General features: G+C 68.3%; 25 protein-coding genes. 15 read left to right on the top strand and 10 right to left on the bottom strand.

Annotated elements, in window-relative coordinates; genetic code table 11:
- The first annotated feature begins 81 nt into the window (after nucleotides 1-81).
- Nucleotides 82-2,298: a response regulator gene (locus tag ACFFU4_RS13015; protein ID WP_377070201.1), complete on the top strand. Its 2,217-nt coding sequence runs from the start codon at nucleotides 82-84 to the stop codon at nucleotides 2,296-2,298.
- On the opposite strand, the gene yaaA is transcribed toward ACFFU4_RS13015, so the two are convergent.
- The 3 genes from yaaA to ACFFU4_RS13030 all read right to left on the bottom strand — a co-directional run bounded on the left by yaaA (nucleotide 2,283) and on the right by ACFFU4_RS13030 (nucleotide 5,489).
- Nucleotides 2,283-3,047 (bottom strand): peroxide stress protein YaaA, encoded by a 765-nt coding sequence (gene yaaA / locus ACFFU4_RS13020; RefSeq protein ID WP_377070202.1) that lies wholly within the window; start codon nucleotides 3,045-3,047, stop codon nucleotides 2,283-2,285. The genes ACFFU4_RS13015 and yaaA overlap by 16 nt on opposite strands.
- Before the next feature lie 34 nt (nucleotides 3,048-3,081).
- Nucleotides 3,082-5,124: a DNA helicase RecQ gene (gene recQ, locus ACFFU4_RS13025; protein WP_377070203.1), complete on the bottom strand. Its 2,043-nt coding sequence runs from the start codon at nucleotides 5,122-5,124 to the stop codon at nucleotides 3,082-3,084.
- A gap of 77 nt (nucleotides 5,125-5,201) precedes the next feature.
- Nucleotides 5,202-5,489 (bottom strand): YggT family protein, encoded by a 288-nt coding sequence (locus ACFFU4_RS13030; RefSeq protein ID WP_377070204.1) that lies wholly within the window; start codon nucleotides 5,487-5,489, stop codon nucleotides 5,202-5,204.
- Between the two features lie 135 nt (nucleotides 5,490-5,624).
- On the opposite strand from ACFFU4_RS13030, the gene ACFFU4_RS13035 reads away from it, so the two are divergent.
- The 7 genes from ACFFU4_RS13035 (at nucleotide 5,625) to ACFFU4_RS13065 (ending at nucleotide 12,097) form a co-directional block, all read left to right on the top strand.
- Nucleotides 5,625-6,188, top strand: coding sequence for an acyl-CoA thioesterase (locus ACFFU4_RS13035; protein WP_377070205.1), 564 nt, complete (start codon nucleotides 5,625-5,627; stop codon nucleotides 6,186-6,188).
- Nucleotides 6,189-6,241: 53 nt separating this feature from the next.
- Nucleotides 6,242-7,609, top strand: a complete 1,368-nt coding sequence (locus ACFFU4_RS13040) for an MFS transporter (protein ID WP_377070206.1) — start codon at nucleotides 6,242-6,244, stop codon at nucleotides 7,607-7,609.
- A 107-nt stretch (nucleotides 7,610-7,716) separates the two neighbouring features.
- Complete coding sequence (gene mepA, locus ACFFU4_RS13045) at nucleotides 7,717-8,529, top strand: penicillin-insensitive murein endopeptidase (RefSeq protein ID WP_377070340.1); 813 nt, start codon at nucleotides 7,717-7,719, stop codon at nucleotides 8,527-8,529.
- Between the two features lie 335 nt (nucleotides 8,530-8,864).
- Nucleotides 8,865-9,287 (top strand): alternative ribosome rescue aminoacyl-tRNA hydrolase ArfB, encoded by a 423-nt coding sequence (gene arfB / locus ACFFU4_RS13050; protein ID WP_377070207.1) that lies wholly within the window; start codon nucleotides 8,865-8,867, stop codon nucleotides 9,285-9,287.
- An 80-nt stretch (nucleotides 9,288-9,367) separates the two neighbouring features.
- Nucleotides 9,368-9,628: a type II toxin-antitoxin system ParD family antitoxin gene (locus tag ACFFU4_RS13055; protein ID WP_377070208.1), complete on the top strand. Its 261-nt coding sequence runs from the start codon at nucleotides 9,368-9,370 to the stop codon at nucleotides 9,626-9,628.
- The gene (locus tag ACFFU4_RS13060; protein ID WP_377070209.1) at nucleotides 9,625-9,930 is read left to right on the top strand and encodes a type II toxin-antitoxin system RelE/ParE family toxin; all 306 of its coding nucleotides are present in this window, start codon (nucleotides 9,625-9,627) and stop codon (nucleotides 9,928-9,930) included. Before ACFFU4_RS13055 ends, ACFFU4_RS13060 begins: the two co-directional genes overlap by 4 nt.
- A 139-nt stretch (nucleotides 9,931-10,069) precedes the next feature.
- Nucleotides 10,070-12,097 carry an FAD-dependent oxidoreductase gene (locus ACFFU4_RS13065; protein WP_377070210.1) on the top strand — a complete coding sequence of 676 codons (2,028 nt, stop codon included), beginning with the start codon at nucleotides 10,070-10,072 and terminating at the stop codon, nucleotides 12,095-12,097.
- A gap of 4 nt (nucleotides 12,098-12,101) precedes the next feature.
- Here the strand turns inward: ACFFU4_RS13065 and ACFFU4_RS13070 are convergent, their stop codons facing one another.
- Nucleotides 12,102-12,545, bottom strand: coding sequence for a DUF4399 domain-containing protein (locus ACFFU4_RS13070; RefSeq protein ID WP_377070211.1), 444 nt, complete (start codon nucleotides 12,543-12,545; stop codon nucleotides 12,102-12,104).
- Nucleotides 12,546-12,756: 211 nt separating this feature from the next.
- Here ACFFU4_RS13070 and ACFFU4_RS13075 point away from each other — a divergent pair, with 211 nt between their 5' ends.
- Both ACFFU4_RS13075 and ACFFU4_RS13080 read left to right on the top strand, forming a co-directional pair.
- Entirely contained in the window at nucleotides 12,757-13,662 is a 906-nt protein-coding gene (locus ACFFU4_RS13075) for a LysR family transcriptional regulator (protein WP_377070212.1), read from the top strand.
- 255 nt (nucleotides 13,663-13,917) lie between these two features.
- Nucleotides 13,918-14,211 carry a DUF1330 domain-containing protein gene (locus tag ACFFU4_RS13080; RefSeq protein ID WP_377070213.1) on the top strand — a complete coding sequence of 98 codons (294 nt, stop codon included), beginning with the start codon at nucleotides 13,918-13,920 and terminating at the stop codon, nucleotides 14,209-14,211.
- Between the two features lie 33 nt (nucleotides 14,212-14,244).
- Here the strand turns inward: ACFFU4_RS13080 and rsmD are convergent, their stop codons facing one another.
- Together rsmD and ACFFU4_RS13090 are read right to left on the bottom strand one after the other, a co-directional pair.
- Complete coding sequence (gene rsmD, locus ACFFU4_RS13085; protein WP_377070214.1) at nucleotides 14,245-14,802, bottom strand: 16S rRNA (guanine(966)-N(2))-methyltransferase RsmD; 558 nt, start codon at nucleotides 14,800-14,802, stop codon at nucleotides 14,245-14,247.
- The gene (locus ACFFU4_RS13090) at nucleotides 14,799-16,001 is read right to left on the bottom strand and encodes an NAD(P)/FAD-dependent oxidoreductase (protein ID WP_377070215.1); all 1,203 of its coding nucleotides are present in this window, start codon (nucleotides 15,999-16,001) and stop codon (nucleotides 14,799-14,801) included. The genes rsmD and ACFFU4_RS13090 overlap by 4 nt, the downstream gene beginning before the upstream one ends.
- 94 nt (nucleotides 16,002-16,095) lie before the next feature.
- Here ACFFU4_RS13090 and ACFFU4_RS13095 point away from each other — a divergent pair, with 94 nt between their 5' ends.
- Entirely contained in the window at nucleotides 16,096-16,584 is a 489-nt protein-coding gene (locus ACFFU4_RS13095) for a peroxiredoxin (protein ID WP_377070216.1), read from the top strand.
- Nucleotides 16,585-16,719: 135 nt separating this feature from the next.
- Here the strand turns inward: ACFFU4_RS13095 and ACFFU4_RS13100 are convergent, their stop codons facing one another.
- The 4 genes from ACFFU4_RS13100 to ACFFU4_RS13115 form a co-directional block, all read right to left on the bottom strand.
- On the bottom strand, nucleotides 16,720-17,016 hold the full coding sequence (locus tag ACFFU4_RS13100; RefSeq protein ID WP_377070217.1) for a 4a-hydroxytetrahydrobiopterin dehydratase: 297 nt from the start codon (nucleotides 17,014-17,016) through the stop codon (nucleotides 16,720-16,722).
- On the bottom strand, nucleotides 17,013-18,200 hold the full coding sequence (locus tag ACFFU4_RS13105) for a GNAT family N-acetyltransferase (protein WP_377070218.1): 1,188 nt from the start codon (nucleotides 18,198-18,200) through the stop codon (nucleotides 17,013-17,015). Before ACFFU4_RS13105 ends, ACFFU4_RS13100 begins: the two co-directional genes overlap by 4 nt.
- A 75-nt stretch (nucleotides 18,201-18,275) precedes the next feature.
- The gene (locus ACFFU4_RS13110; RefSeq protein ID WP_377070219.1) at nucleotides 18,276-19,043 is read right to left on the bottom strand and encodes a glycerophosphodiester phosphodiesterase family protein; all 768 of its coding nucleotides are present in this window, start codon (nucleotides 19,041-19,043) and stop codon (nucleotides 18,276-18,278) included.
- Nucleotides 19,040-19,501 carry a RidA family protein gene (locus ACFFU4_RS13115; protein ID WP_377070220.1) on the bottom strand — a complete coding sequence of 154 codons (462 nt, stop codon included), beginning with the start codon at nucleotides 19,499-19,501 and terminating at the stop codon, nucleotides 19,040-19,042. Before ACFFU4_RS13115 ends, ACFFU4_RS13110 begins: the two co-directional genes overlap by 4 nt.
- Before the next feature lie 289 nt (nucleotides 19,502-19,790).
- Between ACFFU4_RS13115 and ACFFU4_RS13120 the strand changes: the two genes are divergently transcribed.
- From ACFFU4_RS13120 to ACFFU4_RS13135, 4 genes are all read left to right on the top strand, one after another.
- A complete protein-coding gene (locus tag ACFFU4_RS13120) occupies nucleotides 19,791-20,549 on the top strand; it encodes an MlaA family lipoprotein (protein WP_377070221.1) in 759 nt (252 codons plus the stop codon).
- Nucleotides 20,539-21,144 (top strand): MlaC/ttg2D family ABC transporter substrate-binding protein, encoded by a 606-nt coding sequence (locus ACFFU4_RS13125; protein ID WP_377070222.1) that lies wholly within the window; start codon nucleotides 20,539-20,541, stop codon nucleotides 21,142-21,144. The genes ACFFU4_RS13120 and ACFFU4_RS13125 overlap by 11 nt, the downstream gene beginning before the upstream one ends.
- Nucleotides 21,145-21,591: 447 nt before the next feature.
- A complete protein-coding gene (locus ACFFU4_RS13130) occupies nucleotides 21,592-22,056 on the top strand; it encodes a (2Fe-2S)-binding protein (RefSeq protein ID WP_377070223.1) in 465 nt (154 codons plus the stop codon).
- Between the two features lies 1 nt (nucleotide 22,057).
- Complete coding sequence (locus ACFFU4_RS13135; protein WP_377070224.1) at nucleotides 22,058-24,301, top strand: xanthine dehydrogenase family protein molybdopterin-binding subunit; 2,244 nt, start codon at nucleotides 22,058-22,060, stop codon at nucleotides 24,299-24,301.
- Nucleotides 24,302-24,358: the final 57 nt, after the last annotated feature.

A 24,358-nucleotide genomic window follows, 5' to 3' on the forward strand; every position in this document is an offset into this window, starting at 1 on the left:
TTATTTTTCTGACTTTAACCGCTTGTTGACGACGATGCCGGATTGTGGCCTGACCACGATCCGGCGCGGCGGAGGACGGGCATGAGCCTGGCGAACAAGCTGGCAGAGGAACGGCGCGCGCGCCTCGCCGCCGAACGCCTGCTGGAGCAGAAGCAGGCGGAGCTTCACGCCGCCAATCGCAAGCTCGGGCTGCACGCCCGCGCGCTCAGCCACGAGATCACCGAGACACGCGCCGAGGTCCGCTCCGTGCGCGACGAGAATCGCCGCGTCAGATCCGATCTCAGCGCCGCCAACGAAAAGATCGAGATCGCCGAGCGCCGGCTGTGGCATTCAATCCAGACCATCGAGGACGGTTTCGCCTTCTTCGACGCCGACAGCCGCATGATCGCCGCCAACGATGCCTGGCTCGCCGTGTTCGACGGGGTCGAGGCGGTGAGACCGGGGGTCAGCTATGTCGAGATCCTGCAGATCATCACCGAGGAGGGGATCGTCAATATCGGCGACATGAGCCCGCGGGGCTGGCGCGAGCACATGCTCGACCGCTGGCAGGCCCCGGCCCCCGGGCCGGAGGTTCTCCGCCTCTGGAACGACCACTATATCCGCCTCACCGACCGGCGCGGCGCGGGCGGCGACGTGGTCAGCCTGGTACAGAACATCACCGCCACCATCCGCCACGAGAAGGATCTGAAGGAGGCCCGCCGCCGCGCCGAGGCCGCGAACCGCGCGAAATCGGCCTTTCTCGCCAACATGAGTCATGAGATCCGAACGCCGATGAACGGGGTCGTGGGGATGGCCGATCTGCTGATCGAGGGCGCGCTCGACGACGAGCAGCGGCTCTACGTCACCACCATCAAGCATTCGGCCGAGGCGCTCCTCGTCATCATCAACGACGTGCTCGACTATTCCAAGATCGAGGCTGACAGGCTCGTCCTGCACCCCGAGCCATTCGATCTCGAGCGCTGCATCCACGAGCTTGTCACCCTGATGCAGGCCGATGCCCGCGATCGCGGGATCGACCTGCTGGTCGATTACGACCTGTTCCTGCCGACCCGGTTCACCGGCGACCCGGGGCGGATCCGGCAGATCCTCACCAACCTCGTGGGCAACGCCGTCAAGTTCACCGAGGCCGGGCACGTGATGATCCGGGTCACCGGGGTGCAGGCCGATGAAGGGGCCGAGGCCGATATCCGTATCGGCATCGAGGATACCGGCATCGGCATACCGCCCGACAAGATCGACCACATATTCGGCGAGTTCAACCAGGTGGATGACGCGCAGAGCCGCAAGTTCGAGGGGACCGGGCTGGGCCTCGCCATCACGCGCAAGCTGGTGCGGCTCATGGGCGGCGATCTGTGGGTCGAGTCCGAGCAGGGCCGCGGCTCGACCTTCGGGTTGTCGCTGCCCCTGCCGGCGGCGGAGCCCGGAATGCCGGAGGGGCCCCGCCCGAATCCGGCGCTGGCGCGTGCCCTCGTGGTAGAGCCGCACGACACCTCGCGCGCGCTCCTGGAACGCCAGCTTGGAGCGCTCGGGATGCGGGTCACCGCCTGCGCCGATGCGCGCGCCGCGCTCGGTATCGTGGCCTCGGACACACCCGATCTGTTGATCTGCGATCACCACATGCCGGGCATGGACGGGTTCGAGCTTGCGGCGGAGCTGCGCGCGCGCGGCCACGCCATGCAGATCATCGTGCTCAGCACCAATTCCGGCAGCGCCGCGCAGGAGCCCGCCCATGGCCAGGTTCAGGCGGTCCTGCAGAAGCCCGTGGCGCGTCGCGACCTCGTTACGGCGCTGGCCGCCCTCTCCGCACCGGACGCCGCCGCTATGTCAGACGATCCCGATGCCGCAATCGGGACCGGCAGTTCCACCGCCGCCGCCGTGCCCCGCGCGATGCGGGTACTCGCCGCCGAGGACAACAAGACCAATCGCCTCGTGTTTTCCAAGATGGTGCAAGCGCTTGATATCGAACTGACCTTCGCCGAGAACGGACGCGAGGCGGTCACCCTTTACCAGAGCATGGCGCCGGATATCGTGTTCATGGATATCTCCATGCCCGGGATGGACGGCAAGGCGGCCACCCGCGCCATCCGCAAGATCGAAAAACGACAGGGCCGGCATGTGCCGATCGTGGCAATGACCGCTCATGCGATAACCGGTGACGATGCCGACATCCTCGCCGCCGGGCTTGATCACTACCTCACCAAGCCGCTCAAGCGAGCGGTCATCGTCGAGCGCATCGCCGCCGCCGCCACGCCGGACCTGCGCCCGCCCGAGCGCACGACCTCTCAGGCGGCAGGTTGATCGCGCAGGAAAACCGGGCGGTCGGCCTCGGACAGGTCGGGTGCGTGCCGATACCCGCCGGTATCGAAATCAAGCAAGCTTTCCGGGTCGCGCAGGCGGTTCTGGATGACGAAGCGCGCCATCGCGCCACGCGCGCGCTTGGCGTAGAAGCTGATGACCCTGGGTTCCCCGCCGCGTTCTTCCATGAATACCGGCGTGATCACCCGCAGCCCGAGCGCCGCACGATCGACCGCGCCGAAATACTCCTGGCTGGCGCAATTCACCAGCGTATCGGCCCCGATCTCCTCGGCCTGCGCCTTGAGCGCCGTCGCGATCCTGTCGCCCCAATAGTCGTAAAGCGTGCGGCCCTGATCCGTCCTGAGGCGACTGCCCATTTCCAGCCGGTAGGGCTCGATCGCGTCGAGCGGGCGCAACAGGCCGTAAAGCCCCGACAGGATACGGAAATGATCCTGCGCCCAGGCCATCTCGTCGGGGTCAAGAGACGTCGCCTCCAGCCCCTGATAGGTGTCCCCCGCAAAGGCCAGCGCGGCGGGCTTTTCCTCCATCGTGCCGAACCCGGCAAAGCGGTCCGCGTTAAGCCGGGCAAGGGTCTCGCTGATCTTCATCAGCTTTTGCAGATCGCCCACATCGAGGCCGCGCGCCACCTCCACGAGGGCCTCGGCGTCGGCGCGAAAGACGGGGCGCGTCGGCGTGATCCCGTCCACCGGGGTCATGTCCATTTTCTTGGCGGGCGAGACGACAACCAGCATCCGCGGATCTCCCTGTGACAGCGCTTCGGGTCAGTTAGTCCGTCGCGCGCAGAACGTCCAGAAAGGCCGCACCGAAACGTTCGGCCTTTTGCGGCCCCATGCCCGGCAGGCGTTCCAGCGCGTCGAGCGTGGACGGCCGCCGTTCGGCGATCTGTCGCAGGGTCGAATGGGTGCACGAAAGCGGGCGCAGCGTGCCGCAATCCCCGCGCGCCAGGTCGCGGCTCACCTCGATCAGCCGGTCATAGACCTCGCCCGCCGCGCGCCCGGCAAGCTTGCGGCGGGTGGGGTGCACCGCCTCTGCCGCACCGTGGATCACCTCCAGAAAGGCGGCACCATACCGTTCCAGCTTGGTCGCCCCCACCCCGCCGATCCGCGCCATCGCATCGAGATTGGCGGGCCGTGTCTCGGCCATCTCGATGAGCGTGCGATCGTTGAAGACGATATAGGCGGGCACCCCCGCCGCCTCGGCCAGCGCGCGGCGCTTGGCCTTGAGCGCCGACAGGAGCGGCGCATCTTCGTCCGACACCAGGGCGTGGACGGCCGGGCGCGGCGTTCGATCCGCCACCTCGCGGCGCAGGCGGATCGGGGTTTCCGCCCGCAGGATCGGGCGGGCGGTCTCGGTCATCACAAGCGCGCCATGCCGTTCGGGATCGGGGCGCACCAGATCATGCCCCATCATCTGCCGGAACACGCCCTGCCAGCCGCGCTTGTCCATGTCGCGGCCCACGCCGAAGGTGGGCAAATTGTCATGCCCGCGCGCGCGCACCTTCTCGGTCGCATGGCCCATCAGGATGTCGATCAGGTGCCCCGCGCCGAACCGCTCCTCGGTGCGCAGGATCGCCGACAACGCCTTTTGCACCGCCTCGGTCCCGTCAAAGGTCTCAGGCGGCGTCTCGCACAGGTCGCAATTCCCGCACGGCTCCGCCGCCTCGCCGAAATAACCCAGCAGCGTGGCGCGGCGACACTCCAGCGCCTCGGCCAAACCCAACAGCGCGTTGAGCCGCCCGTGATCGGCCATGCGCCGTTCCGGCGGGGCCAGCCCCTCGTCGATCTGGGTGCGGCGCAGGCGGATATCGTCGGGGCCAAAGAGCGTCAGCGTCTCGGCGGGCGCGCCATCGCGGCCCGCGCGGCCGATTTCCTGATAATACGCCTCGATGCTCTTGGGCAGGTCGGCATGCGCCACCCAGCGGATATCGGGCTTGTCCACGCCCATGCCAAAGGCCACCGTCGCCACCACGATCAGCCCGTCCTCGGTGTTGAACCGATGCTCTACATGGCGGCGCTGATCGGCCTCCATCCCGCCGTGATAGGCGCAGGCATTGTGCCCGGCCTGCGACAGCGCCTGCGCAAGGCTCTCGGTCTTGGCGCGGGTACCACAATAGACGATGCCCGACTGCCCCTTGCGCGCGGCGGCAAAGCCCATGATCTGCTGACGCGGCCCGTCCTTGGCCCGAAAGGCGAGGTGGATGTTGGGCCGATCAAAACCGTGCAGGAAGATCTGCGGCGGCTGCCCGTCGAAGAGCTTGGCGACGATCTCGGCTTGCGTCTCGGCATCGGCGGTTGCGGTGAAGGCGGCGAGCGGCACATTCAGCGCGCGGCGCAACTCCCCGATGCGCAGGTAATCGGGGCGGAAATCATGGCCCCATTGGCTGACGCAATGCGCCTCATCCACGGCAATGAGGCTCACGCCGACGCGCCGCAGCATCCCGAGCGCCGCCCCCGAGGCCAGCCGCTCGGGCGCGATGTAAAGCAGTTTGAGCCGCCCCGCCTCCAGCGCCGCCCAGACCTCCGCCGTCTCGTCTTCGGTATTGCCGGAGGTGAGCGCCCCGGCCTCGACCCCCGCCGCACGCAACCCCCGCACCTGATCGCGCATCAGCGCAATCAACGGCGAGATGACCACCGTCACCCCGTCACGCAGCAGCGCAGGTAATTGGAAACACAGGGATTTACCGCCCCCCGTGGGCATGATCGCTAGCGTGTTGCAGCCGGTGGCGACGGTGTGCACGATCTCTTCCTGTCCGGGGCGAAAGGCATCGAACCCGAAGACATCGCGCAAAAGCGTGGCAGCGCTCGGCATGGCGGTCCTGTAAGATTTTATATTTCTGCTCTTACAGGCAGTGTTTCACACCAGGATTCGGTGAACAAGACCCCGGATCAGTAAAACGCCGCCGCGTTGTTCATCAGGATGATCCGCAGAGCATAGACACCGATCAGAACCACCAGAGGCGCGAGGTCGATGCCGCCCATGTTGGGCAGGATGCGCCGGACGGGTTGATAAAGCGGCTCGAGCAGACGGTTGAGCGCATACCATATCTGGGCCACGAGTTGCTGGCGCAGGTTCAGAACCTGGAAGTTTATGAGCCAGGACATGATGACATGCGCGATGACGAAGAACCACAGCACATCGAGCAGCAGCATCAGGATCTGGAATAGCGATTGCATGGTGGCCCGGCCCTCTTGTCTGAACGACCCAAGACCTATGCGGGCATGCGCCCGAGCGCAAGCCTGACGCGCGGTCGCGGTTGACGTCGGGCGCCCCGCCTGCCACTTCCGCGCCGCAACCACCGGAGACGCCCGATGTACCCCGTCATACGCCTGCTTTGGCAACTCTGGCGTCACCGCAACGACCCGCCGCTGCCGCTCACCGGCACCCATGCGTCGCAGCATTATTGCCTGCCCTGGGACATCGACCTGTGGCGCGAACTCAACAACGGGCGCACGCTGACGCTCTACGACCTCGGTCGCATCCCGCTGGCCCGGCGTGTCGGGCTGATCGCGGCGCTGCGGCGGCAGCGCTGGGGGCTGGCCATCGCGGGGGCGAGTGTGCGCTACCGCCGCCGGGTACGCATGTTCGACCGCATCGAGATGCGCTCGCGGCTGCTCTCGTGGGACGATCGGTTCGTGTATCTCGAACAGTCCATGTGGCGGCGCGACGGGGAGTGCGCGAGCCACATCCTCTACCGCGCCGCCGTGACGGGCAAGGACGGGATCGTGCCCCCGGGCGACGTCCTGGACGCGCTCGGGCAGCCCGAACTCGCCGCGCCGCCGCTGCCCGGCTGGGCACGCGCCTGGATCGAGGCCGACGCCATGCGCCCCTGGCCGCCGATGCCGGACGAGGGGGCGCGCCCGGCGCAGGAATAGCTTGCCAGCCCTTGCCAGAGCCTGTCTTATCGCGCCAAACGGGCGAGGGCAGCATGGCGAACATATCGCAGCGCAGGCGCATCTGGGGCTGGTTCTTCTTCGACTGGGCGAGCCAACCCTATCACACGCTGCTCGTCACCTTCATCTTCGGCCCCTATTTCGCGTCGGTCGCCACCGGGTATTACATGGACACGGGCCTGCCCGAACAGGCGGCCGACGCGCGCGCGCAGGCGTTGTGGTCCACCGGGCTGACGGTCAGCGGATTGATCATCGGGCTGGGCGCACCGGTCATGGGGGCGTTTGCCGACACGACGGGGCGACGGCTGCCGTGGATCGTGGTGTTCTCGCTCATGTACGTGGTGGGCGCCTCGGCAATCTGGGGGATGATGCCAGACGGCTCGAACCTGTGGTTCGGCCTTCTCGCCTTCGGTCTCGGCTTCATCGGGGCGGAATACGCGCTCATCTTCATCAACTCGCAGCTTCCCTCGCTCGGCACCGAGGAAGAGGTCGGCGCGCTTTCCGGCTCGGGCTTTGCCTTCGGCTACGCGGGCGGAGTGTTGTCGCTGCTGATCATGCTTTTGCTCTTTGTCGAACAATCGAGCGGCAAGACCCTGATCGGGCTCGATCCGGCCTTTGGCCTCGATGCGGCGCAACGCGAGGGCACCCGCTTTGTCGGGCCGTTCACGGCGCTGTGGTTTGCCGTCTTCATGATCCCATATTTCCTGTGGGTGCGCGACACCGGGCCTGCGGGCACGGGGCGCGGCATCGGCGACGCGCTCGGGCTTCTGGCCAGGACGATCAAGGGCCTGCGCCACCGCCTCAGCCTGAGCGCCTATCTCGGCTCGTCGATGCTCTACCGCGACGCGCTCAACGGGCTTTACGGCTTTGGCGGCACCTATGCGATCCTGGTGCTGAACTGGTCGATCACCTCGGTGGGCGTCTTCGGCATCATCGGCGCGATCTCGGCGGCGCTGTTTAGCTGGGTGGGCGGCAGGCTGGATGCGCGGTTCGGCCCCAAACCGGTGATCGTCGCGGCAATCTGGGGGCTGATCGCGGTTTGCGTCATCGTCGTGGGCATGGATCGCAGCCAGATTTTCGGCATGGCGCTGGCCGAAGGCTCGACCCTGCCCGACGCGATCTTCTTCGGCTGCGGCGTGCTGATCGGCGGGCTCGGCGGCACCCTTCAGGCCGCGAGCCGCACGCTCATGGTGCACCATACCGACCCCTTGGCCCCGACCGAGAATTTCGGCCTCTACGGCCTGTCGGGGCGCGCCACCGCGTTCCTCGCCCCGGCACTCATCGGCCTTGTCACCACGCTCTCGGGCAGCGCGCGGATCGGCATCGCGCCGGTCATCGGGCTTTTCGTGGTGGGGCTGTTGCTGCTAAGGTGGGTCAGGCCGGAGGGAGATCGCACGCCGTGAGACGTATCGCCATACTCGCCGCCGCACTGGCGCTCGCCGGGTGCATGGATGCGCAGCAGCGCGCTCCCGCGCCCGCCATCCTGTCGAGCCAGAGCATCCCGAAAGATATGCAAGGCGTTCATGCCAAACAGCTTTTCGGCGCGCAGCCACGCGGGTCAGAGCACGCGCCCGCCGCCTATGGCAGCTATGCCAAGGGCTGCCTCGCCGGCGGCGTCACCCTGCCCGAGAGCGGCCCCACATGGCAGGCCATGCGCCTGAGCCGCAACCGCAACTGGGCCCACCCGGAAACCATTGATTTAATTAAAAAACTATCCCAAAAGGCGGCACAGCAACCGGGCTGGAACGGGATTTACGTGGGCGATATCAGCCAGCCGCGCGGCGGGCCGATGCTGTCGGGGCACCGCAGCCACCAGATGGGGCTCGACGCCGATATCTGGCTGCGGCCGGCCGACGACCTGACGCTCAGCCGTGCGACGCGGGAGAATATCCATTCGATTTCAATGAGACGGGCCAACGGTGCCTATACCAACGACAACTGGACGCGCGCCCATCACGAGATCGTCAAGGCCGCAGCACAGGACCCGCGGACGGCGCGCATCTTCATCTTTCCCGGTGCCAAGGTGCAAATGTGCGAGGACGAGACCGGCGACCGCGCCTGGCTGCGCAAGATCAGGCCTTGGTGGGGGCACCATTACCATTTCCATGTACGACTGAATTGTCCTGAAAATACAAAGGGTTGCGTTGAGCAGGCCGCGCCGCCGCCGGGCGATGGCTGCGCCGAGGCCCAAGGGTGGGTGCGCAACATCCTGAACACCCCGCCGCCGGACCCTGACGCGCCCAAGCCCAAGCCCAGGCCCCGCCGAGAGCTGACCATGGCGGATCTGCCGCGCCAATGCGTGGCGGTGCTGCAAGACCGGTGACGCAGCATCCTGCGTCGGATTTTTCCGCCTCCACATTATTTTGTTTTGACATGGGCAGAATTTGTGGCACGCTTGTCCCAGGTTCAACAAGCGAAAGGAGGTGGTCCAGTGTCTATAGAAGTATTGGAGCGAGGTGTCGGGACAGTCCGGGAGGCCGCCGTCTAGGGCAGCCCCGAGGCGAAAGCCACCCGGATTGGCGCGTGCCTGACCGGCCCGCCTCCGAAACGTCTGGAGGGCCGTCCCGAACCGGGGCGGCCCTTTTCAACCTTCAGGTTCGGCGCGCGAACCGCACGGTTCGCCCCGTCCTGCGCCCGCCGCGTCAACCGGATTCGCCCATGCTGAGGATCACCGACGAGATCGCCATCGAGGATTGGGAGCTGACCGAGCAGTTCGTCCGCGCCTCGGGGCCCGGCGGGCAGAACGTCAACAAGGTGGCGAGCGCGGTCGAGCTTCGCTTCGAGGCCGATCGCTCGCCCAACCTGCCCGGCCCGGTCAAGGCGCGGCTGCGGCGGCTCGCGGGGCGGCGCTGGACCAGGGAGGGCGCGGTCGTGCTGCACTGCGACGAGACCCGCAGCCAGACCCGCAACCGCGAGATCGTGCGCGACCGTCTGGCGGAATTGATCCGACAGGCCACGGTCAAACCCAAGCGCCGCATCCCGACGCGGGTGTCGCAAAACCAGAAGCGCAAGCGCGTGGCGGCCAAGAAGCAGCGCGGCGAGGTCAAGGCATTGCGGGGCCGGGTGGACGGCGAGGAGTGAGGACGCCGGGCTGAAGCCCGGCCTACGGGCGTTGAACGCGATACCAATAATTGGTATATTGCGGCCAAAGGAGCCACCCCATGCCCCGCAACACCTCCGTCGTCCTGAGCGACCACTTCAACGACTTCATCGCCCGCGCCGTCGAAAGCGGACGCTACGCCTCGGCCAGCGACGTGGTGCGCGCGGGGTTGCGGATGCTGGAACGCCAGGAGGCGGAACTGGAGTTCGATCGCCTGAAGGCCACCTTGGAGGAGGCTGACCGGCAAGCGGTGCGCGGTGAAACGCTGGACGTCGACCTCGAAGGCTTTCTAGCCGCAAAGCGCAAAATATCAGCTTCATGAGGGTCCGCCTGACGCGGTCGGCTGTGGCCGATCTCGATGACATATGGGAGCATACCCGCCTCACATGGGGCGAGGATCAGGCGGAAGCCTATGTCAGCCAGATATTCGGAGGCTTCGAGCGCGCGGTGGCCGCGCCGATGTCGGGCCGCGACCGCTCGGTCTTCGTGCCGGGCGCCCGCTCGCTCAAGATCGGGCGGCACCTCGTCTTTTATCGGTCGGTCGGGCCGGATATCGTCATTTTGCGCGTGGTGCACGAGCGGCGCAACTGGGCGGCCCTCGGTTTCGCAGACGATCAGGACTGACAAAACACCCGCCCCGGCTTCTTCTTGGCAAAAATACTCAAATGGCGGGGCGCAGCCCCTCCCCCCGGTAACGCAGCGTTCACGGGTGACAAGCGCGCCCGCCTGCGGCATCACGGGAACAAGCCAAGGGAGCCACGCCATGACCGACTACCCGCACCTTCTTGCCCCCCTCGATCTGGGCCATGTCACGCTGAAAAACCGCGTGCTCATGGGCTCGATGCATACCGGGCTGGAGGAGACGCGGGACTGGAACCGGGTGGCGGAATTCTACGCCGCCCGCGCGCGCGGCGGCGTCGGCCTCATGGTCACCGGCGGCATGGCCCCCAACCGCGAGGGCGGGGTATTCCCCGGCGCGGCGGGCCTCTTCACGCCCGACGATATCGCCAATCACCGCATCGTCACCGACCGGGTGCACGACGCGGGCGGGCTGATCGCGATGCAGATCCTGCACGCGGGCCGCTATGCCTATGGCAAGGAATGCGTCGCCCCCTCTCCCATCAAGTCTCCGATCTCGCCTTTTACCCCCGCCGAACTCGACGAGGACGGCATCGAGAAGCAGATCGCCGATATCGTCACGGCGGCGGAACGCGCCCGCGAGGCGGGGTATGACGGGGTCGAGATCATGGGGAGCGAGGGCTATTTCCTCAACCAGTTTCTCGTCACCCACACCAACAAGCGCGACGATCGCTGGGGCGGCTCCTACGAGAACCGGATGCGCCTTCCCATTGAGGTGGTGCGCCGCACCCGCGCGGCCCTGGGCCCCGATTTCATCGTGATCTACCGCCTGTCGATGATCGACCTCATCCCCGAGGGCAGCACCCATGATGAGGTGGTGCAACTGGCCCAGGCGGTCGAGGCGGCGGGCGCCTCGATCCTCAACACCGGGATCGGCTGGCACGAGGCGCGGGTGCCGACCATCGCCACCAGCGTCCCGCGCGCGGGCTGGGCCTGGGTCACGCAGAAACTGATGGGCAAGGTGGGCATCCCGGTGATCACCTCGAACCGGATCAACACGCCGCAGGTCGGCGAAGACCTGATCGCGCAGGGCGTGGCCGACATGGTGTCGATGGCGCGGCCCTTCCTCGCCGATGCGGATTTCGTCAACAAGGCGGCGGAGGGGCGCGCGCGGACCATCGCCCCCTGCATCGCCTGCAATCAGGCGTGCCTCGACCACACGTTTTCGGGCAAGCTGACCTCCTGCCTCGTCAACCCGCGCGCCTGCCACGAGACCGAACTGACCATCGCGCCCGCCGACATCGCGAAACGCATCGCTGTGGTCGGGGCCGGGCCTGCGGGCCTTTCGGCGGCGATCACGGCGGCGGAGCGCGGGCACAAGGTCACGCTCTTCGACCGCGCAGAAGAGCTTGGCGGCCAGCTCAACATGGCCCGCGTCATCCCCGGCAAGGAGGAATTCCACGGCCTCGTCGAGTGGTTCGAGGTGATGGTTCAGGAAACCGGCGTCGAGGTGAGGCTGGGGCAGGATGTGGGGCCGGATGACCTCGCCGGCTTCGACGAGGTGATCATCGCCACCGGGGTGATCCCGCGCGACCCAAACATCGACGGGCAGGACGGCCCCAACGTGCTGAGCTATATCGACGTGCTGCGCGGGCGCGCGCCGGTGGGTCGCCGCGTGGCCGTCGTGGGGGCGGGCGGCATCGGCTTCGACGTGTCCGAATTCCTCGTCCATGAGGGCCAGAGCCCGACCGAGAACCTGCCGCTCTGGCGCGTTGAATGGGGCGTGGGCGACCCTTCGGAGGTGCGCGGTGGGCTGGCCCCGAAGGGTCCGCAGCCTGAACCGCCCGCGCGGGCGGTCACGCTGTTGCAGCGCAAGGCCGAACGCCCCGGCAAGCGGCTGGGCAAGACCACCGGCTGGATTCACCGCGCCGCGCTGCGGATGAAGGGCGTCGAGATGGTGAGCGGCGTCAATTACGAGCGGATCGACGCGGGCGGCCTGCATGTCAGCTTTGGCGAGGCGCGGGAGACTCCGACGGTGATCGAGGCCGACACCATCGTGCTCTGCGCCGGGCAGGTGAGCGAGCGCAGCCTCGCCGATGCGCTGGAGGCGCGCGGCGTCACGGTCCACGTGATCGGCGGCGCGGATGTGGCCGCCGAGCTGGATGCGAAACGCGCCATAGATCAGGGCACGCGGCTGGCCGCCACGCTCTGAGGGGTCATTCGACGGTAACGGTGATCACCTCGGACGTGACCGGCGGATCGTGCGGCTCATGGTTCATGTCGCCGAGCACGAGTTGCAGCGTATGCGCGCCGGGATCGAGATCGAGCGTCACCTGCGTCTGGCCGCCGCCGAAATGGCGGTGATGCGCGTCCGAGGGCAACGGCGCGTCAAGCTCCGCCGCGCCGTCCTCGCCCTGGCCGAGGGCCGGGCGGTCGATCAGCAGGTGATGGTGGCCGGTGGCCTCGCGCCCGGTGCCGGCGGGGGCCACGCCCATGCCCCTCAGCCCGAAGACGACGGTGACGGGGGAGGATACGGTGGCCCCGTCCTCGAGCCCGACGAAATAGACCCCGGCCCCCTCGGGCACCGGGGTGTCGCCCGCGAGCGCGGGCGCGGCAGCGGTGAGCGTGGCGGCAAGCGTGAGTGCGACGAGCGGTTTCATGGCGATTCCTCCTCTCTGGAATGCGAGCGATCTGGCCCGGATCGCGCCGAGAGTAACAAGCGTGGCGTCCCTGTCGCCTCAAATTGCCGTGTTTGCGATGTTTCCACTGTGGCGACGATCCCGCCAACACCCCGATATTGTCAGGCACGCGCCGCAGTTGCGCCTGATTTTTGCGGCACAAGAGCAGGAGATTTGAAAACGGGGACACAGTATGGATCGCCTGACGGAAATGGAGGCCTTTGCCACGGTGGTGGACCAGGGCGGGTTTACCGACGCGGCCCGCAAGATGGGCATCTCGAAATCCGCCGTGTCCAAGCATGTCTCGTCGCTCGAGGCGCGGCTTGGCGCGCGGCTGCTCAACCGCACCACGCGGCGCGTCAGCCCGACCGAGATCGGGCTGGCCTATTACGACCGGGCGCTCAGGGTGCTCAACGACGCGGGCGAGGCGGATGCGTTGGTAAGCTCGATGCAATCGGACCCGTCGGGCCTGCTGCGCATCTCGGTGGCCACCGATTTCGGCGTCAACCACCTGAGTCCGGTGCTGGGACAGTTCCTCGAGGATTTCCCCGATATCACCGTCAACATGGTGCTCAACAACCGCTATGTGGAGCTGATTTCCGAGGGGTTCGACATGGCGGTGCGAATCGGCGACCTGGAGGACAGCACCCTGCGCGCGCGCAAGCTGTCCGACACCACCCGCCGCATGATCGCGAGCCCCGCCTATTTCAGGAAATACGGACGGCCCCGGAAGATCGACGACCTCAACGAACACAAGCTGCTGCATTATTCCAGCCAGGGCGGCAACGCGGTGTGGAAGCTGACCGCGCCCTCGGGCGAGAAGCGGCAGGTGCGCACGGCGGGCGGGCTCAGCGTCAATGACGGGCAATCGCTGCTCAACGCCGCGATTTCCGGCCTCGGCATCGCCTACCTGCCCTCGTTCCTCTATGCCCGCGCGATGGCCGAGGGGCTGGTCGAGGACGCCATGCCCGACCTGCCGGTGGAGACGCAGGGCATCTACGCCGTCTACCCGCCGGGCCGCTTTACCCAGCCCAAGGTGCGCGCCTTCATAGATTTCCTCGTCCACCAGTTCTCGGAGAAGGGCCCGGCGGACTGGTGAGACAAGGCCCCCGGTGTCCTCCTCGTCAGCAGTGACGACACCTCCCCGGCCCGCCACCCGCGCGGGCCGGTTTTTTTGGTGGGGGGCGAGTGGCGGCCCGATAGCCGTGCGCCATACGGTCAGTTGGCGGTTTGGAACCCCCGGCGGACATATGCGAACATGAGGATTGATGCTCGCGTCACCATTGATGCGGGGTGAAAACAAGCGCCGTATGCTGCAAGACCTGCCCGACCATTCGCAAGCGAGGAATTTGCCATGACCGCATTCATTATTGGTCAGATGACGATTCACAGCCGGGACTGGATGGAAGAGTATTTCTCGAAGATCCCCGACGTGGTGGCCCGGCACAAAGGGAAATTCACGGTACGTGGTGGCGAACCTGAGCGTATGGAGGGAGACAACCCTGTGCCGGACGCCGCCTTCATAATCGAATTTCCTGACCGCGATCATGCCAAATCATTTTGGAATTCGGATGAATTTCAGTCCCTCGCCGTCCTGCGGCGCTCTGGCTCCATGCTCAATTCCATTCTCGTGGACGCTTTGGAATGAAATGGCTTCCGCTCTGCCCTGCCTTGCTGACCCTCACCCCCGGCCAAGAAACCGGATCACCGTATCGCCGTAGCGCCGCTCCTCGATCAGGCGCAGGCCCTCGGGGGGGGTGATGGGGGCGCTCTCCTCCCAGACAATCAGCGCGTCCGGCGCGATCCAGCCGCCCGCCAGCGCGGCCGCGAGCGCCGCCTCGCCCAGCCCCTTGCCATAGGGGGGATCGAGGAAGACGAGATCATGGGGGGCGCCCGGGTTGGAGCCCGGCCTGCGCGCATCGAGAGGGAACACCCGCGCCGCCTCCCCTGCCCCGCAGCGCCCGATATTGTCGCGCAGGAGCGACAGCGCCTTGCGCCCGCTCTCGACGAAGGTGGCGGTGGCCGCGCCGCGCGACAGCGCCTCGAGCCCGAGCGCGCCCGTGCCGGCGAAGAGATCGAGCACGCGCGCGTCGGTGACGGGGTCGCCATAGCCGCCCGCCAGCACGTTGAAGAGCGCCTCGCGCACCCGGTCCGAGGTGGGGCGCAGATGCGCCGCCGCATCCCCCTTGCCGACGCTGGCCAGCGCCCGGCCGCGATGCGCGCCGCCGATGATCCTCACCTGAGCAGCGCCTTGAGGTCGGTGGCGGGATCGGTGACGCGGGCCGGGTCGGCGCTGCGCCCGGCCTCGATCAGGCGCTTGCCCACCATGTAGGCGCGCGGATCGTTCATCGCGTCCACCGCCAGGAGCCGGTCGCCCGCGTAGTACCAGAAGGACACCGCATCGCCCACCGCCCGCGTCACGATCCGGTCATGGCCGGTGCCAAGCCCGGCGATCTGCAATTTCACGTCGTATTGATCCGACCAGAACCACGGCTTCGGCACGTAGTCCTGCCCCGCGCCGGTGATGTTGTCGGCCACGCATTCGGCCATGTCGATGGCGTTGGGCACGCTTTCGAGCCGCAACCGTCCGCCGCCGTATGGAAACGACGCGCAATCGCCCGCGGCCCAGATCGCCGGGTCGTCGGTGCGGCCCTGCGCGTCCACCGCGATGCCGTCGGAGATGGCGAGCCCCGCGTCCTCGGCGAGCGCCGTGTCGGGCACGATGCCGACGCCGACGATGACCATGTCCACCCCGATCTCGCTGCCATCGGTGAGCCGCGCGCCCGTCACCTGCCCGTCGCCGATGAGACGGTCGAGCCCGACCCCTTCGCGGATATCGACGCCGTGGCGCGCGTGCAGCGCGCGGAAATAGTCCGAGGTCTCCTTTGCTGCCACCCGTTGCAGAATGCGCGGGGCCATCTCGACGAGGGTGACGGCCATGCCGCGGCGTGCCGCCACCGCCGCCGCCTCGAGCCCGATATAGCCGCCACCCACGATCAGCACCCGCGCGCCCGGCACCACGCCCGGCGCCATCGCATCGACATCCGCCAGCGTGCGCACCACGTGGACGCCACCCAGATCGCCGCCGATGGCGGCGGGCAGGCGGCGCGGGCGCGACCCGGTGGCCAGCACCAGCGTGTCGTATCCCAGCCGCCCGTCGCCCGTCACAACCTCTTGCGCGGCGCGGTCGATGGCGGTTGCCTGCGTGCCGGTGCGCAAGTCGATCCCGGCCTCGGCATAGGCGGCCTCGGGGCGCAGGTAGAGGCGCTCGAGCGCCATCTCGCCCAGCAGGTATTTCTTGGACAAGGGCGGGCGCTGATAGGGCGGCACCGGCTCGTCGCCGATCAGCGTGATCGCACCGTCGAAGCCCTGCGCCCGCAGCCGCATCACCAGCGACGCCCCGGCCTGCCCGGCCCCGACCACAACAATACCTGCCATGCCCCTGTCCCTTTTGTCTTTTGCCATGGCACCTTGCCTAGCACCGGCCTATGTCTACTTCAAACCGCAACGCGACAGGAGAAAGGAAGCGACCATGACCATATCCACCGGCGACACGCTGCCCGACGCGGACCTCTTGAAGATGGGCGACAGCGGCCCCGAGACGGTGAGCCTCGCGGCCCTGACCAAGGGGCGCAAGGTGGTGATCTTCGCCGTGCCCGGCGCCTACACGCCCACCTGTTCCTCGGCCCATGTGCCGAGCTTCATCCGCACCAAGGCCGAGTTCGACGCCAAGGGCGTGGACGAGATCATCTGCATCAGCGTCAACGACCCCTTCGTGGTGAACGCCTGGGGCGACGCCACCGGCGCATCCGGGGCCGGGATCACCATGCTAGGTGACGCCGAAGGGACGTTCACCAAGGCGATCGGCATGGATTTCGACGCGCCCCCCGCCGGACTGATCGGCCGGTCAAAGCGCTACGCGATGGCGGTCGAGGACGGACGCGTCACGGTGCTGCATGTCGAGGACAACCCCGGCACCTGCGAGGCGACGGCGGGCGAATCGCTGCTGGCCGCGATCTGATCGTCACGGCGCGGCGCGGCGTGGGGCCTCCCCCGGCACCGCGCCGCCCTTGGCTGCCGTCGGACGGTGAGTATTTTCACCAAGAAGATGCAAGCGGGTTTCTTCCTGGCCCAAATACTCGAATCCCCCCGGCCCTCAGGCCACGAGCCCGTCGAACTTGCGAGCAAGCTTGGTGTCGAGCGCGCTCAGGCCCCCCACATCATGGGTCGAGAGCGTGACCTCGACGCGGTTGTAGACGTTGAACCATTCCGGGTGGTGATTCCATTTCTCGGCCCAGAGGGCGGCGCGGGTCATGAAGCCCATGGCCTCGACGAAGTCGCCGAACGTGTAGCTCTTGGTGATGGCGTCGCGCCCCTCGACCATCGACCAGCCGTTTTCCAGCAGCGGCTGAAGCGTGGTCTTGCGGGCGGTGTCGCTGAGTTTCTCGGTCATTCGTGGTCCTCCATCGGAATCTTGCGGAAGGGGCCGTAGCCGGTGAGAATCTCGATTTCCTCCTCGACGGCGGCGCGCTCGGCCTCGAGATACTGCGCCACCGCGTCGGCGAAGCCCGGGTCGCGCAGCCAGTGCAGCGAATGGGTGGCGCGCGGCAGGTAGCCGCGGGCAAGCTTGTGCTCGCCCTGCGCGCCAGCCTCTACCCATTCCAACCCGCGTTCAATGGCGAAATCCATGGCCCGGTAATAGCACAGCTCGAAATGCAGGCAGGGGTGATCCTCGGCGCAGCCCCAGTATCGGCCAAAGAGCGCCGACCGCCCGATCAGGTTCATCGCGCCCGCCACCGGGCGACCGTCGCGCAGCGCCAGCACCATCAGCACGTCATCGCGCAGCCGCTCGTGGGCGATGTCGAAGAAGGCCCGCGTGAGGTAGGGCGTGCCCCATTTGCGGGCGCCGGTGTCCTGGTAGAACTGCCACATCGCCTGCCAGTGGGCGGGCCGGATGTCGTCGCCGGTGAGGGCCACGATCTCGCCGCCGAATCCTTGCGCGCGGGCGCGTTCCTTGCGGATGGTCTTGCGCTTGCGCGACGCGAGATCGGCGAGGAACGCCTCGAAATCGGCGTAGCCGGGGTTGTGCCAGTGGTATTGCTGGGTCCGCCGCGCGAGCAGCCCCGCCGCCGCGCCCGCCGCGGCCTCGGCATCGGTGCAGAAGGTGACGTGCAGCGACGACAGCCGGTTCTGTGCCGCCAGCGCCGTCGCCCCCTGAAGGAGCGCGGCGCGCCCCATCTCCTCGTGGCCGCGCCGGGCGAGCAGCCGCCGGCCCGTGACCGGCGTGAAGGGCACCGCCACCTGCGCCTTGGGGTAGTAGCGCCCGCCGGCGCGCTCGTAGGCATGGGCCCAGGCGTGGTCGAAGATGTACTCGCCCTGGCTGTGGCCCTTGAGGTAGAGCGGCGCGCAGGCGATCACGTCGCCGCCGCGCGCCACCGTCAGGTAATGCGGCTGCCAGCCCGAGCCGGGACCGACCGAGCCGCTGTCCTCCAGCGCGGCGAGGAAGCGGTGGGTGGTGAACGGATCCCCGGCGCGGCCCCCCTCCACCGCCTCGGGGCAGGCGCAGGCATCCCAGGCATCCGCGCCGATGGCGTGGATGCTGTCATGGGCGGTGACGGTCAGCTCGGTCTCGGTCATCCAGCGTGGTCCCGGGGTTGCGTGCGAACGCATTTCTATCTGGCGCACCTCTATCTGGCGCGCCCGGCGCGCGCATCAAGCGGGCAGATCGGGGAGATACCCCTCGAAGGTGATGGTGTCGGCCACGCGGCGCGCGCGCGCCTCGGCCTCTGCGCTCCGCACGGTCCAGCACAGCACTGGCGCGCCGCGCGCGCGCAGGCGGGCAAGATGCGGGCTGTCGAGGTCATCCGCCGCGTGGCTGACGAACGACGCGCCCGCCGCGTCGTAATCGGGGATGGCGCGGAGCCGCGCGCGGGTTTCCTCGCGCAGGAGCGGCCATTTTTCGGCGGAGAAGGCACCGGTGACGAGGCCGCGGGGGACTTGCGGCGCGCGCGCCGCCATGGCGATCACCATGTGCGGGTTGAAGGACATCACCGCCACCGGCCCCGCGTAATCCGCGAGCGCCGCCGCGGTTGCGGATTCGAGCGCGCCGTCGGTCTCGCCCATCTGGCCATGCTGATCCTTGAGCTCGATCAGCAGCGGCACGCGGCACGCCACCAGCGCGAGGATCTCGGGCAACGCCGGGATGCCCTCATCGCCGCCGGTGAGCGGGATCTGCGCCAGTTGCGCGGCGTCGCGCCGGCGCACCGGGCCGGTCTCGGGCGTGAGCCGCCCCAGATCGTAGTCGTGGAACACCATCGCCGCGCCGTCGCGGCTGGCCTGCAGGTCGATCTCGATGCCGTAGCCCGCCGCGACCGCCGCGCGTACCGCGGCGCGCGAATTCTCGGGGCGGCCAGCGTCGCGGTCATGGAGACCGCGATGCGCCAGCGGGACCGCCAGGAACGCCTCGGGCAGCGCGGTCATCGGATGCGGAAGATCCCGTCGATCTCGACCGCGACGCCAAACGGCAGCGCCGCGGCGGAGACGGCGGCGCGGGCGTGTTTTCCGGCCGCGCCCAGCGCCTCGCCGAGGAAATCCGAGGCGCCGTTGATGACCTGCGGCTGCTCGGTGAAATCGGCGGTGGAGTTGACAAAGCCGGTCAGCCGCACCACCTGCTCCAGCCGGTCGAGATCGCCGCCGCAGGCGGCCTTGACCTGCGCCAGCAAGGCGATGGCGCAGACGCGCGCCGCCTCGGCACCCGCCGCCACGTCCATATCGGCGCCCAGCTTGCCGGTGAGCAGGCGGTCGCCGTCCTTGGCGATCTGGCCCGAGACGTAGAGCATCTCGCCGACCTGCACATACGGCACGTAATTGGCGGCGGGCATCGGCGCGTCGGGCAGGGTCACGCCCATCCCGGCGAGGCGGGTTTCGAACTGGCTCATGTCACGGTCTCCTGTGGTGTGCGGCTGGTGCGCGGTCTGCCCGGACGCTAGCGGCGGCGCGATGCAATGAAAAGCCCCCGCGCGCGGGCCGCCGGAACCGCATGTCACGAGGCGTCTGTCCTGCCTCGGGCCTGCCTCGGGCGGTCATGTCGCCATTCTGCCACAGGAACGTGACCGATCGAAAGGCAGGGGTGGGTTTGCGCCAGCGATGGGTTATGTAAGATTGCATTCGACTCAGGACGTGGATTTTGCCTTGACCCCGACATGCTTTACCGGCCTCCGCCGCACCATGCCCGCGCTGATCCTGGCCGCCGTGACCCTGGTCGCGGGCTGTGCCGCGCAGGACTCTGCCGCCACCCGCGACGTGTTCGACCCCTACGAGGGCGAGAACCGGCGCATGCACGAGTTCAACCGCGGGTTCGACCGGGTGCTGGTGCGGCCGGTCTCCAAGGGCTATACCAGCGCCGTGCCCGACGATATCGAGACCCGCGTGGTGCGGCTGGCCGAGAACCTGTCGCTGCCCGCCGACATCGTCAACAACATCCTGCAGCTCAACATGCGCGGCGCGTTCCGCGATACCGGGCGGCTTCTGGTCAACACCACCGTGGGCATCGGCGGCCTGTGGGACCCGGCGAGCGAGATGGGCATGGCCGCGCCCACCAATACCGATTTCGGCGAGACGCTCTATGTCTGGGGCGCGCGCGAGGGGGCCTATATCGAACTGCCGGTTCTGGGCCCGTCGACGACGCGCCACACGTTCGGGATATTCTTCGACCTGTTCACCAACCCGCTGACCTATGTTCTGGAGAGTCCCGAAAACCTCGTCGGCACCGTCGCGGGCGTCGCCTCGGGGCTGTCGCGGCGCGAGCGCTTCTCGGAGACGATCGACCAGATCCTCTACGAGAGCGAGGACAGCTACGCGCTGTCGCGCTCGATCTACCTGCAGAACCGCCGCTTCAAGCTTGGCGGTACGGCGGGAGACGGCTATTCTGACCCGTATGACCGGTATGGCCAGACGATCGCGCAGGAGGGGCCCGATGACGAATGAGCCGACGCGGCGTGCCGTGACCTCCGCCGGGCTGGCCGCGCTGGGGCTGGCCGCCCTGCCCGTGCCGGCGCGCGCCCTGACCGAGGCGCGCGCCCGCGCGCTGGTGGATTCGGTGGTTCAGGATATCAACCGGGTGATCGCCTCGGGACGCTCGCTGAGCCGGATGATCTCGGAGTTCGAGCGCATCTTCGCGCGCTACGCCGATGTGTCGATCATCGCGCGCTCGACGCTGGGGCCCGCCGCCCGCCGCGCCTCGGCGGCGCAACTGCGCGCCTACACCGAGGCATTCCGCAGCTATGTCGCGCGCAAATACGGCAAGCGGTTCAACGAGTTCAAGGGCGGGCGGATCGAGGTCAAGGGAGTGCGCGAGGTCAAGTCCTGGCACGAGGTGCGCTCGACGGCCTACCTGCCCGGTCAATCCCCGTTCGAGGTGAGCTTTCTGGTGTCCGACCGGTCGGGACGCGACCGGTTCTTCGATCTCGTGATCGAGGGCATCAGCATGCGAATCACCGAGCGCACCGAGATCGGGGCGATGCTCGACCGCCGCAACGGCGATATCGACGCGCTGATCTCCGACCTGAGATCGGCGGGATAGCGCGGTGCCGGACGGGACGTGACGTCCCGGTCCGGTGTTGGCCTGGAGGGGTCGTTGGGCATGACGCGATGAGCCGCGCGAGGGCCCGACCGCCGGGTGGGCGCAGTTCGGTCTTTGCTGTGCGATTTATGGTGCAAGATACTTCAGAAATCACCGCTATTTGCGCCGTTGCAAAAGCGCCCGCCCGATGGGGCGGTCGGGCGCTCGCGCGGCGGCGGGAAAGCCCGCCTCTATTCCGCGCGGGGCAGGAGGCGAACGGCAGCAACAGGCCCGGACCGGCCCTCGTGCGCGCGATGTCTTGCCTGCACACCGGGAACGCGTGATCCCGGCCCCCGACGGGCTGCAACACACCGGCGCGGGGCCGGGTGCCTGCTGCCACGTCGCGCTTTACACCTGAACCGAGCGGTTTATCCTGCCGCGTGAGAGCACCGGAGAGGAGCCCCGCCCATGCGCCTGACCGTCAACGGCACCGAACACGCGCTCGACGGCATCGAGCCGGAGATGCCGCTCCTGTGGGCCTTGCGCGACGTGCTGGGCATCCGGGGGCCGAAATACGGCTGCGGCATCGCGCAATGCGGCGCCTGCACGGTGCATGTGGATGGCGAGGCGGTCCGCTCCTGCCAGATGCCGGTGGGCGATGTCCGGGGCGCGGTGACGACCATCGAAGGGCTGGGCACACCCGATGAGCCGCACCCGGTGCAGGCGGCGTGGATCGCCGCACAGGTGGCGCAATGCGGCTATTGCCAGTCCGGGCAGATCATGCAGGCGGCGAGCCTGCTGGCCGGGCTGCCCGACCCAACCGATCAGGATATCGACGACGCCATGTCCGGCAACCTGTGCCGCTGCGGCACCTACCCACGCATCCGCGCGGCGGTCAGGGCGGCGGCCCGCGCCCTGCGCGAGGGGGCCTGAGATGGCACGCGGCAAGACCATCGCCCGGCGCGCGTTCCTGATCGGCTCGGTCACCGTGGCAGGCGGCGTCGCCTTTGGCATATGGCGCCATGCCACGCCCTATGACAACCCGCTGCTGGACGACCTGCCCGACGGGGCGGCGGCGCTGACGCCCTATGTGCGGATCACCGGGGAGGCGATCACCCTCATCACCCCGCGCGCCGATGTCGGCCAGGGGGCGGTGTCGGTGCAGGCGATGCTCATCGCCGAGGAACTGGACGTGGACCCGGCGCAGGTGGCGACCGAATTCGGACCGCCCGACCGCGCCTACTGGAACACGGCGCTGTCGGAGGAGGCGGTGCCGTTCCGCGCCACCGACCGGGGCTGGCTGGCAGAGACCGCGCGCGACGTGATGGACGCGCCGATGAAATTCCTCGGCATGCAGATCACCGGCGGCTCGACCACCGTGCCCGACGGGTACGAAAAGCTGCGCCGCGCCGGCGCGGTGGCGCGCGAGACGCTCAAGGCCACGGCGGCGCGGCTGCACGGGGTGGAGCGCGCGGCGCTGCGCACCGAGGGCGGCGCGGTGATCCTGCCCGACGGGACAAGGCTGAGCTACGAAAGCCTCGCCGCCGAGGCCGCGCACACCGAGCCTGTGACGGATGTGCGCTTGCGCGATCCCGACGAATGGCGGCTGGTGGGCACGCCGGTGCAGCGCCTGGATATCGTGGCGAAATCCACCGGCACACAGGATTACGGCATCGACGAGGATCAGCCCGGCATGCTCCACGCCGCGATCCGGCTCAATCCGGGCCACGGCGGGGCGCTCCGGGGTTATGACGCGGCAGGGGCCGGGGGAATGCGCGGGGTGACGCGAATCGTGGAGCTGCCCGGCGGCGTCGGAATCATCGCCGACAACACATGGCGCGCGATGCGGGCGGCAGAGGCGATCGCCTGCGACTGGGCCCCGGCCCCCTACCCCGCCGGGATGGACGGCCATTGGCAGACGCTTGCCGACAGCTTCACCCCCGACCGGCAGGACAGCCGCCTGCGCGACGAGGGCGACGTGGCGGCGGCGCTCGCAGAGGGCGCGGATGTCGAGGTGGAATACCGCGCGCCCTACCTCGCCCATGCGCCGCTGGAGCCATTGAACGCCACCGTCCGCTACACGGCCGAGCGCACCGATATCTGGACCGGCACGCAGGTGCCGCGCTTCGTGCAGGGCAATGCCGCCGCGATCACCGGGCAGGATGCGGGCGACGTGCATGTGCATGTGCGCGTGGCGGGCGGCAGCTTTGGCCACCGGCTGGAGGATACCGTGGTGCAACACGCCACGCGGCTGGCGATGGCGGTGCCGGGCACGCCGGTCAAGCTGACATACGCGCGCGAGCAGGACATGGGCCAGGAATACCCCCGCCAGATCGCTATGGCGCGCGGGCGCGGGCGCGTATCGGGGGGCCGCGTCACGGCGTATGATCTGGGCATCGCCATGCCCTCGATCCTCACCTCGCAGATGGGGCGGCAGGCGATCCCCACGCCGGGCCCCGACCTGCAGATCGTGGCGGGGGCGTGGGATCAGCCCTTTGCCGTCCCCGATTACCGGGTGACGGGATACCGCGCGCCGGAGCTGGCACCGGTTTCGTCGTGGCGCTCGGTGGGGGCGTCCACCAACGGCTTCTTTCACGATTGCCTGCTGGATGAATTGATCCACGCCGCCGGGGCCGACCCCCTGGAGGAGCGGCTGCGCCTGTGCCACCACGCGCCCTCGCGCGCGGTGCTCGCGGCGGTGGGCGAGATGTCGGGCTGGGGCGGCAGCATGGGCCCCGGCGAGGGGCGCGGCGTGGCGTTCTGCCTCTCGTTCGGGGTGCCCTGCGCGCAGGTGGTGGAGGTGCGCGACACCGGCGACGGCATTCGCATCACCCGCGTGTGGGTGGCCGCCGACGTGGGCCGCATCGTGGACCCGGTGAACTTCGAGGCGCAGATGCAGGGCGGCGTGGTCTGGGGCCTCGGGCACGCGATGCACGGGGCACTCACCTATACGGAAGGGGCTGTGGAGCAGCGCAATTTCGACACGTTCCGGTCGATGCGCCTGCATGAATGCCCCGAGATCGTGGTGCGCGGGCTGGAAACCGCGGCCAAGGTGCGCGGCATCGGCGAGCCGCCGGTGCCGCCCGCCGCCCCGGCGCTGGCCAATGCTATCTTTGCCGCGACGGGCACACGGCTGCGCGAGATGCCGTTCGACCGGCGGGTGTCCTTCGCCGGCTGACAGAGGCGGCGCGCCGCCCGCGGACGACGCGATCCGGCGGCAAGCGGTCGAAATTGG

The sequence above is a fragment of the Roseovarius ramblicola genome (assembly GCF_042430665.1).
Classification (GTDB): Bacteria; Pseudomonadota; Alphaproteobacteria; order Rhodobacterales; family Rhodobacteraceae; genus Roseovarius; species Roseovarius ramblicola.

Excerpts from the sequence above, each read along its gene's own strand:
- ACFFU4_RS13040 (WP_377070206.1), top strand. The coding sequence starts at position 6,242 with ATGGCGAACATATCGCAGCGCAGGCGCATCTGGGGCTGGTTCTTCTTC.
- ACFFU4_RS13030 (WP_377070204.1), bottom strand. The coding sequence starts at position 5,489 with ATGCAATCGCTATTCCAGATCCTGATGCTGCTGCTCGATGTGCTGTGG.
- ACFFU4_RS13125 (WP_377070222.1), top strand. The coding sequence starts at position 20,539 with ATGACGAATGAGCCGACGCGGCGTGCCGTGACCTCCGCCGGGCTGGCC.
- ACFFU4_RS13095 (WP_377070216.1), top strand. The coding sequence starts at position 16,096 with ATGACCATATCCACCGGCGACACGCTGCCCGACGCGGACCTCTTGAAG.
- ACFFU4_RS13035 (WP_377070205.1), top strand. The coding sequence starts at position 5,625 with ATGTACCCCGTCATACGCCTGCTTTGGCAACTCTGGCGTCACCGCAAC.
- ACFFU4_RS13075 (WP_377070212.1), top strand. The coding sequence starts at position 12,757 with ATGGATCGCCTGACGGAAATGGAGGCCTTTGCCACGGTGGTGGACCAG.
- yaaA (WP_377070202.1), bottom strand. The coding sequence starts at position 3,047 with ATGCTGGTTGTCGTCTCGCCCGCCAAGAAAATGGACATGACCCCGGTG.
- arfB (WP_377070207.1), top strand. The coding sequence starts at position 8,865 with ATGCTGAGGATCACCGACGAGATCGCCATCGAGGATTGGGAGCTGACC.
- ACFFU4_RS13055 (WP_377070208.1), top strand. The coding sequence starts at position 9,368 with ATGCCCCGCAACACCTCCGTCGTCCTGAGCGACCACTTCAACGACTTC.
- ACFFU4_RS13070 (WP_377070211.1), bottom strand. The coding sequence starts at position 12,545 with ATGAAACCGCTCGTCGCACTCACGCTTGCCGCCACGCTCACCGCTGCC.
- ACFFU4_RS13060 (WP_377070209.1), top strand. The coding sequence starts at position 9,625 with ATGAGGGTCCGCCTGACGCGGTCGGCTGTGGCCGATCTCGATGACATA.
- ACFFU4_RS13120 (WP_377070221.1), top strand. The coding sequence starts at position 19,791 with ATGCCCGCGCTGATCCTGGCCGCCGTGACCCTGGTCGCGGGCTGTGCC.
- ACFFU4_RS13105 (WP_377070218.1), bottom strand. The coding sequence starts at position 18,200 with ATGACCGAGACCGAGCTGACCGTCACCGCCCATGACAGCATCCACGCC.
- ACFFU4_RS13015 (WP_377070201.1), top strand. The coding sequence starts at position 82 with ATGAGCCTGGCGAACAAGCTGGCAGAGGAACGGCGCGCGCGCCTCGCC.
- ACFFU4_RS13135 (WP_377070224.1), top strand. The coding sequence starts at position 22,058 with ATGGCACGCGGCAAGACCATCGCCCGGCGCGCGTTCCTGATCGGCTCG.
- ACFFU4_RS13080 (WP_377070213.1), top strand. The coding sequence starts at position 13,918 with ATGACCGCATTCATTATTGGTCAGATGACGATTCACAGCCGGGACTGG.
- ACFFU4_RS13100 (WP_377070217.1), bottom strand. The coding sequence starts at position 17,016 with ATGACCGAGAAACTCAGCGACACCGCCCGCAAGACCACGCTTCAGCCG.
- ACFFU4_RS13130 (WP_377070223.1), top strand. The coding sequence starts at position 21,592 with ATGCGCCTGACCGTCAACGGCACCGAACACGCGCTCGACGGCATCGAG.
- recQ (WP_377070203.1), bottom strand. The coding sequence starts at position 5,124 with ATGCCGAGCGCTGCCACGCTTTTGCGCGATGTCTTCGGGTTCGATGCC.
- ACFFU4_RS13110 (WP_377070219.1), bottom strand. The coding sequence starts at position 19,043 with ATGACCGCGCTGCCCGAGGCGTTCCTGGCGGTCCCGCTGGCGCATCGC.
- ACFFU4_RS13065 (WP_377070210.1), top strand. The coding sequence starts at position 10,070 with ATGACCGACTACCCGCACCTTCTTGCCCCCCTCGATCTGGGCCATGTC.
- mepA (WP_377070340.1), top strand. The coding sequence starts at position 7,717 with ATGCAAGGCGTTCATGCCAAACAGCTTTTCGGCGCGCAGCCACGCGGG.
- ACFFU4_RS13115 (WP_377070220.1), bottom strand. The coding sequence starts at position 19,501 with ATGAGCCAGTTCGAAACCCGCCTCGCCGGGATGGGCGTGACCCTGCCC.
- ACFFU4_RS13090 (WP_377070215.1), bottom strand. The coding sequence starts at position 16,001 with ATGGCAGGTATTGTTGTGGTCGGGGCCGGGCAGGCCGGGGCGTCGCTG.